Source organism: Paenibacillus sp. SAFN-117 (genome assembly GCF_051966115.1).
GTDB classification, from domain to species: Bacteria; Bacillota; Bacilli; order Paenibacillales; family NBRC-103111; genus Paenibacillus_L; species Paenibacillus_L residui.
This window is the reverse complement of the sequence record NZ_JBQCLK010000025.1, coordinates 50,887-66,842: the sequence shown is the minus strand read 5'-3', so window position 1 is coordinate 66,842 and position 15,956 is coordinate 50,887. Positions and strand designations below refer to the sequence as shown.

Annotated in this window: 11 protein-coding genes; 4 read left to right on the top strand and 7 right to left on the bottom strand. The window is 51.5% G+C overall.

Features of this window, described 5'->3' with window-relative positions; translation table 11 throughout:
- Positions 1-277: 277 nt before the first annotated feature.
- The 7 genes from ACTHRH_RS16735 to ACTHRH_RS16705 all read right to left on the bottom strand — a co-directional run bounded on the left by ACTHRH_RS16735 (position 278) and on the right by ACTHRH_RS16705 (position 7,714).
- Positions 278-691, bottom strand: a complete 414-nt coding sequence (locus ACTHRH_RS16735; protein ID WP_144934790.1) for a DUF3842 family protein — start codon at positions 689-691, stop codon at positions 278-280.
- A gap of 133 nt (positions 692-824) precedes the next feature.
- A complete protein-coding gene (locus tag ACTHRH_RS16730; protein ID WP_440416636.1) occupies positions 825-1,667 on the bottom strand; it encodes an ABC transporter ATP-binding protein in 843 nt (280 codons plus the stop codon).
- Complete coding sequence (locus ACTHRH_RS16725; protein WP_379291328.1) at positions 1,624-2,472, bottom strand: ABC transporter ATP-binding protein; 849 nt, start codon at positions 2,470-2,472, stop codon at positions 1,624-1,626. Before ACTHRH_RS16725 ends, ACTHRH_RS16730 begins: the two co-directional genes overlap by 44 nt.
- Before the next feature lie 17 nt (positions 2,473-2,489).
- Positions 2,490-3,302: an ABC transporter permease gene (locus ACTHRH_RS16720; protein WP_260982036.1), complete on the bottom strand. Its 813-nt coding sequence runs from the start codon at positions 3,300-3,302 to the stop codon at positions 2,490-2,492.
- Positions 3,289-4,266 carry an ABC transporter permease gene (locus ACTHRH_RS16715; RefSeq protein ID WP_144934799.1) on the bottom strand — a complete coding sequence of 326 codons (978 nt, stop codon included), beginning with the start codon at positions 4,264-4,266 and terminating at the stop codon, positions 3,289-3,291. The genes ACTHRH_RS16720 and ACTHRH_RS16715 overlap by 14 nt, the downstream gene beginning before the upstream one ends.
- Entirely contained in the window at positions 4,259-5,863 is a 1,605-nt protein-coding gene (locus ACTHRH_RS16710; protein ID WP_440416633.1) for an ABC transporter substrate-binding protein, read from the bottom strand. The genes ACTHRH_RS16715 and ACTHRH_RS16710 overlap by 8 nt, the downstream gene beginning before the upstream one ends.
- Before the next feature lie 1,191 nt (positions 5,864-7,054).
- Complete coding sequence (locus tag ACTHRH_RS16705) at positions 7,055-7,714, bottom strand: hypothetical protein (RefSeq protein ID WP_144934805.1); 660 nt, start codon at positions 7,712-7,714, stop codon at positions 7,055-7,057.
- Positions 7,715-8,044: 330 nt separating this feature from the next.
- Between ACTHRH_RS16705 and ACTHRH_RS16700 the strand changes: the two genes are divergently transcribed.
- From ACTHRH_RS16700 to ACTHRH_RS16685, 4 genes are all read left to right on the top strand, one after another.
- The gene (locus ACTHRH_RS16700; RefSeq protein WP_440416631.1) at positions 8,045-8,524 is read left to right on the top strand and encodes a MarR family winged helix-turn-helix transcriptional regulator; all 480 of its coding nucleotides are present in this window, start codon (positions 8,045-8,047) and stop codon (positions 8,522-8,524) included.
- The gene (locus ACTHRH_RS16695) at positions 8,525-10,252 is read left to right on the top strand and encodes an ABC transporter ATP-binding protein (RefSeq protein ID WP_144934810.1); all 1,728 of its coding nucleotides are present in this window, start codon (positions 8,525-8,527) and stop codon (positions 10,250-10,252) included.
- Positions 10,249-12,108, top strand: coding sequence for an ABC transporter ATP-binding protein (locus tag ACTHRH_RS16690; protein WP_440416629.1), 1,860 nt, complete (start codon positions 10,249-10,251; stop codon positions 12,106-12,108). Before ACTHRH_RS16695 ends, ACTHRH_RS16690 begins: the two co-directional genes overlap by 4 nt.
- A gap of 823 nt (positions 12,109-12,931) precedes the next feature.
- On the top strand, positions 12,932-15,766 hold the full coding sequence (locus tag ACTHRH_RS16685) for an Ig-like domain-containing protein (protein ID WP_440416627.1): 2,835 nt from the start codon (positions 12,932-12,934) through the stop codon (positions 15,764-15,766).
- Positions 15,767-15,956: the final 190 nt, after the last annotated feature.

Here is a 15,956-nt window from a genome sequence, read left to right as displayed (position 1 = left end):
TGACGCGCATAATCCCCATAAAATGGAATCTTGACGCACAGAATCACCATAAAATGGAACCTCGACGCACATAATCCCCACAAAATGGAATAAAATGGAACACCGACGCGTGTAATCACTATACAACCGAATCTCGACGCACAGAATCGCCATAAAACGGAATCCTGACGCGCATAATCCCCATAAAATGGAATCTTGACGCACAGAATCACCATAAAATGGAACCTCGACGCACATAATCCTCACTAAATGGAAATTCCGCGCAAGCATGTCCCCATCATACTTCCCCGCATAATTGCTTGATGCAGGAGACCGCTTCTTCCACCAGCTCCGGCAGAGAGACGGGCTTCACGCCCACGACATGCAGGTGACAGCGGTTGAAGGGGATGAGCACCTTGCGGGCGGGGCTTTCCGAGATGGCCTTGGCCATTAGCGGGGTCAGCTCGCCAAGCATCGAATTGGCCCCGATGATTCCTATGCCTCCGGCGATGATCTGGACCCGGGGGGCGTTGAACACAATGGCATTCTCTCCCGAGGCGCCTTCATTGGCTCCCGCTTTTAACATAAGAGAGGTGGCCAGCGCATTCGTTCCCAGAGCAATGACGTGAATATCCGGCAGCTCCTGCTTCAGCTTCTCGACAAGGGCTTTGCCGATTCCGCCCCCTTGTCCGTCGACGACTGCAATTCTCATGGTTCCTCCAATAATTTCGAAATAGGTATGTATCTGTCCGGCGCTTTTGCTTCCTGCGCCATGTCCGCACAATAGAATACAGCCAAGGCTCAGTCATATTCCGGGCAGGGAGTCTAGGACAGATGCCTCCCTGTCAGTCAGGTTCCATACCGATTATATCAGAAGCGGGGGACGGCGTCATACGCTCCTTCGGGTGATTCACAAGCAGGGAGGAGAACAGGCGGGCGGTACAAGGATGCCGATATACCGGCTCCTCCGTATTCTTCACTTCCTCGACGATCTTCCCTTTGTCCATCACGAGGATTCGGTCGCACAGCTTCCGGACGGCCTCTAAATCGTGGGAAATGAATAGAAGAGCAAGCCCGCTCTCCCGATTGAGCTGCTTCAACAGCCGGAGCAGGGAGGCTTGGAAGGTCACATCCAGACTGGAGACGATTTCGTCGCAAATGAGCAGCTTCGGCTCAAGCAGCAGGGAACGGCAAATGCTGATCCTCTGCTTCTCACCGCCGCTTAATGAACGGGGATAACGGTTTAACAGCTCTGTACGGAGGCCGACCTTATCCATAAGGACGCTGATTTTCCGATTTTTCTCGGCCCTCGTAAGAGAGTAATAATTGTCCAGCGGCTCACTCAACAAAGTTCTGATTTTAAGAGAAGGATTCAAGGAAGAAGCCGTATCCTGAAAAATGAGCTGACAGCTTTTGCGGAAATCCTTAAGAGCGGCCCCCCGCAGGGGATGAATCGGTTGGCCCTCGAAGAGGATGTCGCCTCCCGTCGGAGGCTCCAGCTTAACCAGAAGTCGGCTCAGCGTAGATTTGCCGCAGCCGCTTTCGCCCACCAGGCCAACTCGTTCCCCCTTGCGGATATGGAAAGTAACCCCGTCTACCGCTTTTTCCCGCCTCGCCGAAGGCCGAAACAAGGACAGGGACATGTCATTGCGATACATTTTCGTCAGGTTCTTCACTTCCAGCAGCATCGGCAACCACCTCCTCGCCGTAGGATGCTTGCAGCAGAGCCCGGGTGTACGGATGCTCGGGCCGGTCAAACAGGGAGAATACGTCATTCTGTTCAATGATCGTGCCGTCCTGTAGAACGAGAACATGGTCAGCCAGCTCGGCCACCACGCCGAAATGATGTGTGATCAATAGAATGGCCGTGCCACAACTGTCCCGGATCAGCCGGAATTGCTGCAGAATTTCTTTCTGAATGCCGGGATCGAGAGCGGTCGTCGGCTCGTCTGCGATCAGCACCTCCGGCCGGGTCCAGATAGCCAGCCCGATCAGCATCCTCTGCAGCATGCCTCCGCTTAGTTGAAAAGGATACTGCTTGAGTCGCAAGGCAGGCTCCGATATATTCAGCTTCTCGAGGATGCGAATCATCTCCGCATAGAAGGCGGATTTATCCGCCTGACCGTAGCTGCGGGCATAAGAAAACAGCTGCTTACCCATTGGGATCGACGGATTGAAGGAATTCATCGGGTTCTGGAAAATGGTGAAGATTCGTTTTCCCCGGATAAGATTCCGCTGTTCCTGAGGCAAGCGAAGCAGGTCCTCCCCATGAAAACGCACCTCCCCCGTGAGAACGGCTCCGGAAGGAACCTCCTGAACGAGCGAGAGGGCGGTCATCGTTTTGCCGCTGCCGCTGCGGCCCACGAGACAAACGATTTGGCCGGCTTTCAGGTCGAATTCAAGCCTGTTCAACAGGCGAACCTTCTGCCCGGACTTGCCCGGAAGCGTAACGGTTAAATTTTTAACTTGAAGAAGAACATCGTTGTCGTTCATAAGGCATCCTTTCCCGGTTATCCTCCCCTGTAGCCGAATTTTCTTTTTAACGATTCCCCGATGAAGTTGATGGACAGCAGGGTGAGGACGATCATCAGCCCGGGAAACAGCGCCACCCACCAGGCTCCAAGCAGAATATCCTTCTGTGCAAAGCTTAACATATTGCCCCAGGAGGGCATCTCCGGAGGGAGTCCGATCCCGAGGAAGGTCAGGGAAACCTCGGTAAAAATCGCACCGGCACATTGAAACACCGTAATGACAAAAATCCCGGCCAAGCTGTTCCGCAGTAAATGGATACTAAAAATTTTCCAGGCCGGGGTTCCGAGCAAATAAGCCGCCTGCACGAAGCCTTGACCCTTCAGCTCCAGCACCTGGGAGCGGACCACTCTCGCCGCGGGCATCCATCCGGTCAAGCCGATGATTAAGATCAGGCTCCAGATTCCGCCTTGAACGAAGGCCTGCATGGCCAGAATAATAACTAAGGTAGGAATCGCCAGCAGAGCCTCAAGGATTCGCATCATAAACTGATCGATCCATCCTCCGATATAGCCGCTGATCCCACCGTAGACAACTCCTATTATGGAAGAGATAAGGACGGACACGAACGCCACAGCGAGGGAAGCCCTGCCGCCGTACAATAGTCTGGACCACACATCTCTGCCCAGATGATCCGTACCCAGCCAGTGGTTACTGTCCGGGGGAGAGAACACCGAATGAAGATCCACCTCGACCGGATCGTAACGGGTGAAGAAGGGAGCCAGCAGAGACAGCATCAATACGGCCAGCAGCAGGCCTCCCCATAAGTAAAGTCCCCGGCTATTGAACATCATTCGCGCCCAACCTCCTGAGCTTAGGGTTTAGGTAAAAGGAAACGAGATCCGTGATCAGGATACTGAGTACGACCAGGAGACCGATCAGCATAATGGCTCCCATCAATAGCGGATAATCCCGGGTTAGGGCGGATTTGGCGAGCAGGTCGCCGAGACCGGGCCAGGCAAACACCGATTCGAGCAGGACCGTGCCGCCGAAGAAGGAAGGGACGGTTAGTCCCAAGTAATTGACATAGGGAACGAGAGCATTGGTCACTATGCCGCGGACGATATCTTTAGTCCGCATTCCATTGACTCTGGCGGCGAGTACGTAGGGGCGGTTTTTCTCTTCGATCATTTTCTCCTGTAGAAAACGCGCATACAGTCCGGTATGGGTTACGGTCAATACCGACACGGGAAGGACAAGATGCCTGAGCCTGTCCAGGAAGCCTCCGCCTACCTGCAGGCTGGTCATTCCGGAGGAAGGGAGCAGGCCCCCGTAGACAGAGAAAATATAGATTCCCAGAATCGCCAACCAGAAGGAAGGGATGGAGGCGAAGAAGATGCCCGCCGTGGACAACCCTTTGTCCCAAAGTGAGTTTTCGTGCAGCCCGCCCTTGATCCCCCAAATCATGGAAAATAAAATGATCAGAGGCATGGAACAAGCGAACAAGAGAAGGGTATTCGGAAGCCGTTCCTTCAGAATGATAGAGACATCCCGGCCTTCCCGGTAAGATTTCCCGAGATCGCCCTGCAGGACCTGCCTAAGCCATTGGGTATATCGTTCATGCAGGGGCCGATCCATGCCGAAGCTCCGGTTCAGCCGTTCTCTCTCCTCCGGCGTCAGCTTCTGAGCCTGATTCCCATATAGGGCAAGAGCGGGGTCGCCCGGGATCGAGTCCATAATGAAAAATGAGACCACGCTCACAATAAACAGGACCAGAATCCCTTGCACCAGGCGACTGAGGAGAAACCGGTTAATCATGCAGGGTCCATTCCTCCAGGTTCCACAGGAATCCGGCTCCATGGTGCCCCAAGGTCTTGATCTTGATTCCTTTCACTTTCTGATTAACCCCATACAGAGCATGCTGGTAAGCGATGAAAATATATGGAGGGTTATCGGCCAGAGCTTGCTGGAACTGCTTGTATAATTCCTCCCGCTTCGCGGTGTCCGCCGTCGTCCGGGCCTGCTCCAGCAGCTTGTCCACGGCCGGATCGGAATAAGAACCGTAGTTGGTTCCCGAGCCGATCTCGCTGGAATGGAACAGTCTGTACGTATGGTCATCCGCGTCGAAAGGGCTGCCCCAGCCGAGCATGAAAGCTTCCGTCTTCGAAATATCGATGACGCTCCAATCCAAGGCGGCCGCCTTGACGTCGGCCCCGATTTTCTTCAATTGGGAAGCGAGGTAGGTCGCCAATTGGACGCGAACCGGGTCGGATGAAGGTGCCGTGATCGTAAAGGCCAGACGCTTGCCGTCCTTCACCCTTATCTGATCGCTGCCCGGAATCCAGCCGGCTGCCGTCAGGTATTCATCCGCTTTGTCCAGATTGTATTCGTATTTTTCAATTTGTTCGTTAGCGAATTTATTCATTTGCAGGGGGGAGTAGGCAGGCTCCCCGTAGCCGAGCAGGATTCCATCCACGACGGCGGCCCGATCGACAGCGTAATTTAAAGCTTTGCGGACATTGACGTCCTGAAACAGTTCAAAGTTCATGTTGTACATCATGGCGCGGTAGTCGGCGGACGGAGATTTATAGATGGCAATCTTGTCGTTTTTGGACATTTTCTCGACCGCGTTAGGCTCCAGATAAGCCATGTCGACCTCTCCGGTCTCGAGCTGCAGCATCCGCACGCTGCTGTCCGGGACGAACTTGACGATGACCTGGTCGATGGAGGCCCGTTTGCCGTAATATTCGGGGTAGGCCTGCAGAGTGACGCTCTGGCCTCTATCCCATTTCACGAACCGGTATGGGCCGGTGCCGATAGGATTTTGATTGAAGTCGGCCGTATTCATATCCTGCCCGTCCAAGGCATGCTTCGGCACGATGCCGATGGTCAGCTTGTCCAGAAGCGGCGGGAAAGGCTGCTTAAGGGTAATTTTCACTTCATGGTCATTGACGGCTTCAATGGAATCGATTTGGACAAATTCCGAGCGTACGACCGATTGAACCTGCTCATCCAGAATGCTGCTTATCGTGAAGACGACATCTTCGGCGGTCAGTTCCTGGCCGTCGTGAAACCGTATTCCCTGCTTAAGCTTGAATTGATACACGAGGCCGTCCGGGGAAACCTCGTAGCTCTCGGCCATATCGGGCTGGGGAGTGTTGGTTTCGTCGAAGCGCATCAATCCCCGGAAAATAAGATTATTGATATCCGCGGTATCCTCCAGCACCGGATTGATCTTGTCAAACTCCGTTTCCGCCGCGTAAATTAACGTGTTACCTGTCGATTCTACGGGATCGGCTTTTCCGTTGGCGGGGTTGGCAGGATTTTCCTGCTTCCCGTCTTCCTGCCCGCAGGCCTGCAGCAGCATGGCTAAAGCCAGTAAAGCGATGACAATCCATTTACTCTGTTTTCTCACAGTCAGGTTGCTCTCCTTTGTGTTGTTTCTATCCAATTTTAAACAAAAACTTTGATGACATTAGGTAGCTTGTCAAAATAATGCCGTTTCCGACACGGCTGTAGCGGCAATCTTGAAAATAAGCCCACCCGTTTCCATTATTTGGATAACCCTGCGCACCGTTCCATGCACCGTCGTGGCCATCTAACGGGGTAATTCCGTACACCGTCATGGGCATCTACCTGGATAATTCCGCGCGCCGTAGTAGGCATCTACCTTGAAAATCCGTCTATTTTCATTTTCTGCTGATGCCGTGCAAACGGAATGGCGCATCTAACTGGATTTCCTCCATTTAGATTGTTCTGCTAGAGCGAAAGAACGGAAACTAACTGGATTTCCTCCATTTAGATTGTTCTGCTAGAGCGAAAGAACGGAAACTAAATGGAAAAACTACAGCTAGTTTGGACGAAAAGGGCGATTTCAGCAAAAAACCACGATTCTAAATGTACTTTTTCCATTTAGTTCAATCATTTTCGCCATTGGCTTGAATCTAACTGCATAAAATACAGTTAATTCTGATTCTCGGGGGGGTTCCTTTCAAGCCAGTCCAGGCCAGTCCAAATAAAAAGCCACGAATGGCCGTCGGTCCGCTTCTGCGGCTCCTCAACCTTCGTGGTATCTTTACAATCATTCAAGTCCAATAGTCCGTCGCAAGCCTTCGTGGCTTGATTATACCGATATTATAAAGGAGAAGAGGGGGATTGTCTATAAAATTTGGTCATGGTTGGCTCCGGCTGCTTGCCTGCCTCCCAGGTCTCGAAAGTGGGCAAATAAAGGCAATATGGCATTTATTTTTCCGTGTTCTGGCTGACTTGGCCAATTAAAAGCAAAAGTGCACTTATTTTTCCGAGTTTTAGAAATTTTGGCCCAATTAAAAGTAAAAGTGCATTTATTTTTCCATGTGTGGAAAGTCGCCTCGATTAAGGGGAAAAATGCACTTATTCCGGGCAAAAACGCGAAAAGCGGCCATATTAAAAGTATTTTTACATTTTTTCAACTGGAAGGGGATCTTCCTAAATACCATCTTGCCTCATCAGGGGTTTCGGTTATCGCGACCATCCGTTAACTCTGTTTTTTCGCATTATTCGTTAAAAAATTGACATAATACATTGAATAATTTCGTCCGCGAGAAGTTACCTCTTTTGCTCCCCCTCAGTCAAGGCTTCTAAGATCGATTTGATAGACTTCCTTGTCAGCCGAATTCTCGTCTGCTATGAATTCCAGCCGATAGGTGTCTAAATCATAAATAAAATAATAGCCGCCATAGGATTCGCTCCAATATTCCTCGTCAGGTTCTCCTAAAGCTTCCTTGACATCCTTCCCGTTCATTTGGATATTAAAAAGCTCCGGAGTGACGGAGATTTTATTAAGCACCGTGCCCTGCTGCAGCCGATTAGGCTCATGGGCACCGGAGCAAGAATCATGATCATAATAGAAAATAGCGTCGATTGCAGGATGACCATACGAATATGTCCAGCATTCCTGATTTCCGATTCCCTCTTGTTCCCCGTACGTCTCCACGATTTCCTGAAAGGTAGACCCCAATGCGGTTCCCACATCTTTCATTCGTCCGTACAAAGCTTCTTCTTTAATGCCTGCTATAATTTCCTTTTCCTTATCCGGCACGACCTTACGCTCTGTTAAGTCCTCCGGGAGTGGTTCCCCTTCGGTAACCGGCACATGATTCCGGTTTAAAGTATTTTGCTGAGCTGTTTGGTATGCGGAATCTGGAAGCTCCACAGATGTCCCGGGAGCCATGCATGCTGTCATCAACCCGGTAATGATCACAACGAAGAATAGAAACTTAATCATATACAATCATCAACCCCATTCCATTCTTGCATTCGTTCGATGCTTCTATTGTTATAGACAATGTGAAAAACAGTTTAATCACGCCGCAGACCAAGATGTTTTTCCAAGGCGACCTGCACCCTGCTTAAAATGGAAATGACAAAAAACACAAACTAAAAATATAATTAGGTTGCCTATTAAATTAGTTAAGAAAATATTTAGTTACTAAATTAAATGGGCGGGACTAAAGTTTCTGCAGGATGATTTGGGGCGGCTCGTCACTTTGACATTGGGTCCGTGAGCGCCGGCCGCGTTTTTTTACCCGTCTATTTTTCAAGTGGAGGTGATCCTATGGAACCCGGAGAACTGACTACGGAGAGGAAGCTGCTACGGGCATTTATGAAATTTAAAAGAGCGGACTGGCATGAACGCTCTGTCCTCGGATATAAACCGAGCGAAATCAAGTTGCTGTTCTGTCTGAGATATGGAAGGAACGAGGGGATGGAGGAGATGAAGGTATCGGAGATCAGCAGGCGTCTCCATGTAACCTCCCCCACGGTTACTCAGTTAATCAATGCTTTGGAAACTAATGGCTTGGTCGAGAGGAAGATCGATTCCGCAGACCGGAGGGTTGTCCAAGTCCGATTGACTGAACAGGGGGACGAGGTAACCCGGAAAGCGAAGGAAGTGTTCGCTGCTTCTTTTCGCGGTTTGGTGGAGTTCTTGGGGGAAGAAGACAGCGAGAAGCTGGTGGAGCTATTGACCAAAGTGTTTGCCTATTACAATGAAAAAGACATGATTTTATCCCCATCGAAGGGAAGTGCAGAATAAATGCTGAGGCTGTTCAAACTGTTGAAGCCGTATCGTCTTCCGATCGCTCTAGTGCTGGTGCTTATTTTCATTCAGACCTTGTCGGAGCTCTACTTGCCTACGTTGATGGCGGATATCGTCGATGTCGGGATCGTTCATGGGGATACTTCTTATATCTTGAAGATCGGCGGTTATATGCTGTTAGTGGCGGCCTTTGGCGTGGTTTGTTCCATAGCTGCCGGGTTTTTGTCCTCCAAAGTTTCGGTTGGCTTCGGACGCCGGCTGAGGGGCAAGATTTTCGCCCATGTAGAGAGGTTCTCCCTGCAAGAATTCGATAAAATCGGAACCGCCTCGCTGATTACGAGGACGACCAACGATATTAATCAGGTTCAGCAAGTGCTGACCATGATGCTGCGAATGATGATCATGGCCCCAATGATGTGTATCGGCGGAATTATTATGGCGGTATCTAAGGACGCTCAATTGTCTTTGGTTCTCGTCTTCGTTATTCCCATTCTGGTAACGGCCATTGTGACTATCGCGGTTAAAGGTATGCCGCTGTTTAAAGCGATGCAGGTCAAGCTGGACAAGTTAAATCTGGTCCTTCGCGAAGGGCTGACCGGAATTAGGGTCATCCGTTCCTTCAACCGGATCGATCACGAGACCCGGCGTTTTGACGAAGCCAACCTGGATCTTACCCAGACCGCAGTTAAGATCAATCGATTAATGGCTTCCTTAATGCCTATCATGATGCTGGTGCTGAATTTCTCCACAATCGCCATCCTTTGGTTCGGCGGACTCCGGATCGGCAACGGGGATATGCAGGTGGGGGCGTTGATGGCTTTTATCCAATATGCCATGCAGATCATGTTCTCCCTGCTCATGGTTTCCATGATGTTCGTCATGATTCCCCGTGCCTCCGCCTCTGCGGCGCGCATTAACGAGGTGCTGGAGATGACTCCCGAAATCAAGGATCCCGAGCAGCCCAAGACGAGCCGGGGGCGGCAAGGATATATCGAGTTTAGGGATGTTACGTTCAGCTATCCGGGGGCGGAGAAGCCTGCGCTCTCCAATATTTCCTTTCACGCTAATCCGGGAGAGGTCACGGCGATTATCGGCGGAACCGGTTCGGGCAAATCGACGCTCATTAACCTGATCCCCCGTTTCTACGATGTGGACAGCGGGCAAATTCTGGTCGATGGGGTGGATGTTCGCGAGATGTCGCAGGAAAGTCTTCGGGAGAAGATCGGCCTCGTTCCGCAGAAGGCGCTGCTGTTCACCGGTACCATTACAGACAACATCCGCTACGGGCGGGAGACGGCTACCGATGAAGAGATCCGGCATGCGGCGAGGATAGCTCAAGCGGAGGAGTTTATAACCGGGATGAAGGACGGCTTCGATTCGGTCATCGCCCAGGGGGGAGCGAATGTGTCCGGCGGGCAGAAGCAGCGTCTGTCCATAGCTCGCGCCTTGGTGCGGAAGCCGGAGATTTATGCGTTCGATGACAGCTTCTCCGCGCTCGATTTCAGAACGGATGCCAAGCTTAGGGCCGCCCTTAAAGAAGAAACGACGAACTCCACCGTCCTGCTTGTGGCCCAGAGAGTCAGTACCGTTATGGATGCGGATCGGATTATCGTGCTGGATGAAGGGGAAATCGCGGGAATCGGAACTCATCGCGAGCTGATGGATACGTGCAAGGTCTATCGGGAAATCGTCTCTTCCCAGTTGTCAGAGGAGGAAATCGCATGAGCGGAGAACGCAGAGGACCCGGTCCGGGTCGGCCCGGACATGGACATGGAGGCCCGCGGATAGGGATGCCGATCGAGAAGGCCAGAGATTTCAAGGGAACGTTAAGAAGGCTGATCGGCTATTTAAAACCGCATAAATATTCGTTGATGTTTGTTTTCGCAGCGGCTGTGCTCAGTACGGTATTCAGCATTGTCAGCCCGAAAATATTGGGAAAAGCGACCACCGCCCTGTTTGAAGGCTTTATGGTGCCGGGGGCCGGGATCGATTTTGACTACATTCTGCAGATTCTGGTCGTCCTTGGGGAACTCTATCTGATCAGTTCCTTGTTTGCATACATTCAGCAGTACATTATGGCCGGAGTGACGCAGAGAACCGTGTATGATTTGCGCAAACAAGTCAACGCGAAGCTTGCGCGGCTTCCTCTAAAATATTTAGATTCCCGGACGAACGGGGAAATTTTAAGCCGTGCCGTCAACGATGTGGATAACCTCAGCAGCACCATCCAGCAAAGCTTGACGCAGTTGATTACGTCGGTAGTCACTTTCGTGGGAGTCATCGTTATGATGCTGACGATTAGCCCGCTGCTTACTCTGATCGTTTTTCTGACTTTGCCTCTGAGCTTCCTGGTCACCAAGTCGGTCGCCAAACGTTCGCAAACCTACTTTAAAGACCAGCAGAAGTCACTCGGAGAGCTGAACGGCCACGTGGAAGAAATGTTTACGGGCCACCAGATCATCAGGGCTTTCGGGCATGAGGACAAGTCGGTGGAGAAGTTCGAGGAAATTAACGGCAAGCTGTACGAAGCAGGCTGGAAAGCACAATTTATATCCGGAATCATCATGCCGCTCATGAGCTTTATCAGCAATATCGGGTACGTGCTCGTCAGCGTGATTGGCGGCGTGCTCGTCACGAGACGGGCGATCGAAATCGGGGACATTCAGGCTTTCATTCAATATTCGAGACAGTTTGCCCAGCCTATCACCCAGTTGGCCAATATCGCCAACGTCATCCAGTCCACGATGGCTTCGGCGGAGCGGGTTTTCGAGCTTCTGGATGAAGAGGAGGAAGTGCCGGAAGCGGCAGATGCCATATCCATCACTGCTCCGCGCGGCGAGGTACAGTTCAGCAACGTCCGGTTCGGGTACAAGGAAGATGCCCCGTTGATCAAGAACATGAACATCGATGTGAAGTCGGGCCAGACCGTTGCGATTGTGGGGCCGACCGGTGCGGGCAAGACGACGCTGATCAATCTGCTGATGCGGTTCTATGAGCTGAACGACGGCCGAATCACGATTGACGGTGTCGATATTACAAAGCTCAAGCGCGGACATCTGCGCGGAATGTTCGGAATGGTGCTTCAGGACACATGGCTGTTCAACGGCACTATCAAGGAGAATATCGGCTACGGGCGGGCGGGAGCTACCGACGAAGAGATTGTCGCGGCGGCCAAGGCTGCTCATGCCGACCATTTCATACGGACTCTGCCTGACGGGTATGACACCGTTCTGAATGAGGAGGCCTCGAATATTTCTCAGGGGCAGAAGCAGTTATTGACGATTGCCCGGGCGATATTGTCCGATCCGGCTATTCTTATTCTCGATGAAGCGACAAGCAGTGTCGATACCAGAACGGAAGTCTATATTCAGAAGGCGATGAACGAGCTGATGAAGGGAAGAACAAGCTTCGTAATCGCGCACAGGCTGTCCACCATTCGCGACGCGGATACGATTCTGGTGATGAATGAAGGCAACGTCATCGAACAGGGCAATCACCAGGAGCTGCTGGAGCAGGGCGGCTTCTACGCCGATTTGTATAACAGCCAGTTTACCGGGGGAGCTAAGCAAGAGGCGGTATGAGGGGGCGCGGATAAGGTGTGGGGCTTGCGGGTCTAGCCGGAGCAACATGCCGTCGTCCGGCCGGTTGGTATCTGCGGGATAAAGCAGACGTCCCAGCCCCGGATTCGAGCGGTACAAGGCGAGGCTTCCGAGTCGAATGATCGTTCTTCACGGGGCTTCCTTGTGAGGGGACGCCTTCCGGGGTGAAAGGACCGGCAAAAGTGCAGGTCTTTCGAAGGTATTTGGCTGAAATCGGCAAATGACATGCAAAAGTGCAGGTGAATTTAACGATTTTGACTGGTTTTCGGCTTTTCGAGGTAAAAGACCTGCATTTTCGTTCGTCTTTCTCGCGATTTAAGGAAATGCAGCAAAAAGACATGCACAAATGCATGTCTTTTTGCTATATCTGGGCCATGGGGCGGCAATATGGATATAAGTTCCGAATTCTTGCTATCTGGAGGGCCGCAAGTAGAAACCGAGTTAGAACTTCAACCTCAGTCAAACTAAATTTCCGCAGGATTATAAGGATACTCTTGCCAATCTATTTATGTACAGGTAAAATACTTGTAGATATTACTGCATGATTGTCTTCTTCACCTTTTATAGGGAGGAGGGATACTTTTTAGAAGGCGGGTAATTTTGACCAAAAGAAATGAAAGCGCTTTACAACAAGACTTATACTCAATATACGAAATGTTGTACGACTCAAATGTCCACTATCAAATCCAGTGAAGGGAGATGTTGAATGAATGCTGCGCAGATGGACGGCGTTGGTGCTCATTGGCTTGTGCAGTATGTTGGCGGTGATGCCTGTTTTTGCAAATAGTTCGGAAAGTTTGGGGGGATGCATAATGAATTGGCGGAGGGGAAAATTCCGCAATCGATCAAGATTGTTCCCCAAGCGCTTAACCTGAAGGAAGGAAAATCGAAGGAGGTCCGGGTCATCGCGAAATTTCACAAGGGAGGGAGCGAACAGGTTTCCGATGTCATCCTTACAGTCAGCGACAAGACCGTACTCTCCGTATCCGGCATGACTGTGCGGGCGCTGAAGGAAGGCGAAGCGACACTGAAAGCCACCTATCGAGGAGTGTCGGATGAAATCCGTGTGAGGGTTAAGGGCGCAGGTGCCGGGGAAGACCGCCGCTCTACCTATCGCTTTCAGTATGACCTGCCTGAAACCGCAGGAGCCGGACAATACCTTCAGGTCCCGGTTACTTTGGAGACAGAGGAGCTCGGGAAGGAAGGATACGAGGATGTGACTATTACCTTCGAGAAAATAGAAGGACCCGGCGATTTATTGTTCCGGGCAGAGGATAGCTCAGGAGTGGTTCATACCTTCATGAACAAGGGAGAGTGGGCGCCGGGGAAGGACCTTCCCGCACAATACCGCCAGACGGAAACCTGGACGCTGAAGTTTTCCAGGATAGGAACCTATACGTTTGTCTACCGGGTCGTTGATGCGGAAGGGGCGGTTATTGCGGAAACTCCGCAAGTGGTCGAGGTCACCCCTTATATGGAGGATTTAGGCGTACAGATTGCCAATCTGACCATCATGACGGGAGCGTTCGGACAGGACACAGCCGGTAAAGATGTCGGATATACCGTTATTGTAGGGGACCCTGGCCAATTCGCCATTGTCGATACGGAATCGGAAGAGGTCGTCCGAACCTTCGACCTTCCGGGGGCAACCGGATCGTGGTCTATCGTAACGGCAGAGGACGGCACGGTCTATATTGGCAGCTATCCGAACGGGCACCTCTATAAATATACTCCCGGCGCGGATCTAGTGGAGGATTTAGGCCAGCCGGTTGCAGGGACTACCGTCATTTACGGTATGATTCCAGGCAAGGATGGAAAAATCTATGGGGGAACTTACCCGGGCGGTAATTTGTTTCAATATGATCCTGCCAACGGAATGACCGATTACGGCCAGATGAAGCCCGGGGAGCAGTATGTTCGCGGTGTCGCTTACGATCGGGAGAAAGAATTGCTCTATGCCGGGGTCGGGGCCCATGCCGCACTGATCGAATTTAACCCTGCTACGGGAGCAAAAAGAAACCTGCTGCCCGATGAATATGCAAAATACAGCTTTGTTTACGATCTCAATCTGGTGGGCGGAAAGCTGTTCATCAAGCTGGATCCGGGATATAACATGGTTGTGCTGGATGTGGCTACCGGAAGTGTAGATGCGGAATTCACAGCCCACTCCCGGGGAATTATTGCCGATCCGACAAGAAATGTCGTCTACTACACTAACGGTGCCCATCTGTATGAGTATAATCTGGACACTAAGACAACCGGCCAGGTAATGATTGGGGGCCATCCCGCCGTGCTCGGCCAGACAGCGATCGGATGGAGCTTCGTCCGATTGAATGATCCCGACTACCCGGGGCCGACCTTATTCGGTTTCATAGGCAATTATGAAGGCAAGGCGTTCAAGTACAATTTGCAGACTCAGAAGCTGAAGGTCTTTACATTGCCGCTTCCGGCTCAGCCAACAGATATATTTAACGTCGCAGCAGGTCCGGACGGGAATATTTACAGCAACGGGTACATTTCCGGTGGGGTAGGTATCTTCAATCCCGACACCAGAACGATTGTGCGGCAGACCGGCATCGGGCAGTCGGAGTCGATCTTGACCTTGGGAAATAAGATGTATTTCGGTGTCTACCCCGATGCGAAGATTTTCGAGTACGATTTGAGCAAACCGTGGAAAAGCAAACAGAACCCGCGTCAATTGTTTACCATGGGGAGCGAGAATCAGAATCGGCCGGTAGCTATGGCCGGGTCGGAAGCCGATCAGAAGCTGTTCATCGGAACTTCCCCGCATTACGGAATGCTGGGCGGGGCCTTTACGATTTATGATATCGCTACCGGGCAAGCGGACATCCGCCGCAACCTGATCCCCGACCAGAGCGTCATTTCATTGGCCTATAAGGACGGGAAAGTATATGGCGGTTCCAGCATCTATGGCGAAAGCTCGAAGCCCGTTGCCCAGGAAGCGAAGCTGTTTATATGGGATATCGCTGAAGGAAGGATAACCTATGAAACCGTTCCAGTTCCCGGGCTCACCGCCATAGGCGCCTTGCTGGTCGGTCCGGAAGGTCATATCTGGGGGCTTGCCCAAGGGACGTTGTTCATCTTCGATCCGGAGAAGCAAGAGGTTATCTACCGTGAAGAGAAATTCCCGGGTCTGGGTTATGAAAGGGGCGGAGTCGAGCTTGAGCTTGGCAAGGACGGATATATATACGGTACAGCCCAAGGTAAGCTATTCCAAATTGATCCGGAAAGCAAGGAGGTAACCATTCTCCGGAATCAGGATTCGCATCGATTGGCGCAGGATGCTTATGGCAATCTTTATTTTAAAAACGGTCCTGCCACCTCTTACGGAAACACCTTGTGGCGCTATACGATTGAGGATCGTACCGTTTCGGTCACGAGCGTGACATTGGACCGCACGGAGCTTCATCTGGCTCCTGGAGAATCGGCTGTACTCAAGGCGGAAGTAGCCCCGGTTTTCGCCAGCAATCGGAACGTCATCTGGGAATCGGATAACATAGCAGTGGCGACAGTTGATGCAGCGGGCCAAGTGCAGGCGATGGCCACGGGAACCGCGACGATAAAAGTGACTACTCAGGACGGCGGTCTAATCGCTGTCTGTCTGGTGCATGTAAAATAGAGGAAAGGGTGCGGGAGGGTACGGGAAACATATGCTTTCCGCACTATTTTTCCAGTGGCACGCCATTTTGGGGTAAGTGCTGCTTTCGAATTGAACCTTCCTGTGAGCCTCAGGTTTGCAGGGAGGTTTTTTCAAAATATAAGCAAGTGTAAGTTTTCATCTATACAAGCCTCCCTTAAAGAGGCTGTTA

Bases quoted from the DNA above. Each gene is read 5' to 3' on its own strand.
- ACTHRH_RS16735 (WP_144934790.1), bottom strand. From the start codon at position 691: ATGAGAATTGCAGTCGTCGACGGACAAGGGGGCGGAATCGGCAAAGCC.
- ACTHRH_RS16730 (WP_440416636.1), bottom strand. From the start codon at position 1,667: ATGCTGCTGGAAGTGAAGAACCTGACGAAAATGTATCGCAATGACATG.
- ACTHRH_RS16725 (WP_379291328.1), bottom strand. From the start codon at position 2,472: ATGAACGACAACGATGTTCTTCTTCAAGTTAAAAATTTAACCGTTACG.
- ACTHRH_RS16720 (WP_260982036.1), bottom strand. From the start codon at position 3,302: ATGATGTTCAATAGCCGGGGACTTTACTTATGGGGAGGCCTGCTGCTG.
- ACTHRH_RS16715 (WP_144934799.1), bottom strand. From the start codon at position 4,266: ATGATTAACCGGTTTCTCCTCAGTCGCCTGGTGCAAGGGATTCTGGTC.
- ACTHRH_RS16705 (WP_144934805.1), bottom strand. From the start codon at position 7,714: ATGATTAAGTTTCTATTCTTCGTTGTGATCATTACCGGGTTGATGACA.
- ACTHRH_RS16700 (WP_440416631.1), top strand. From the start codon at position 8,045: ATGGAACCCGGAGAACTGACTACGGAGAGGAAGCTGCTACGGGCATTT.
- ACTHRH_RS16695 (WP_144934810.1), top strand. From the start codon at position 8,525: ATGCTGAGGCTGTTCAAACTGTTGAAGCCGTATCGTCTTCCGATCGCT.
- ACTHRH_RS16690 (WP_440416629.1), top strand. From the start codon at position 10,249: ATGAGCGGAGAACGCAGAGGACCCGGTCCGGGTCGGCCCGGACATGGA.
- ACTHRH_RS16685 (WP_440416627.1), top strand. From the start codon at position 12,932: ATGCATAATGAATTGGCGGAGGGGAAAATTCCGCAATCGATCAAGATT.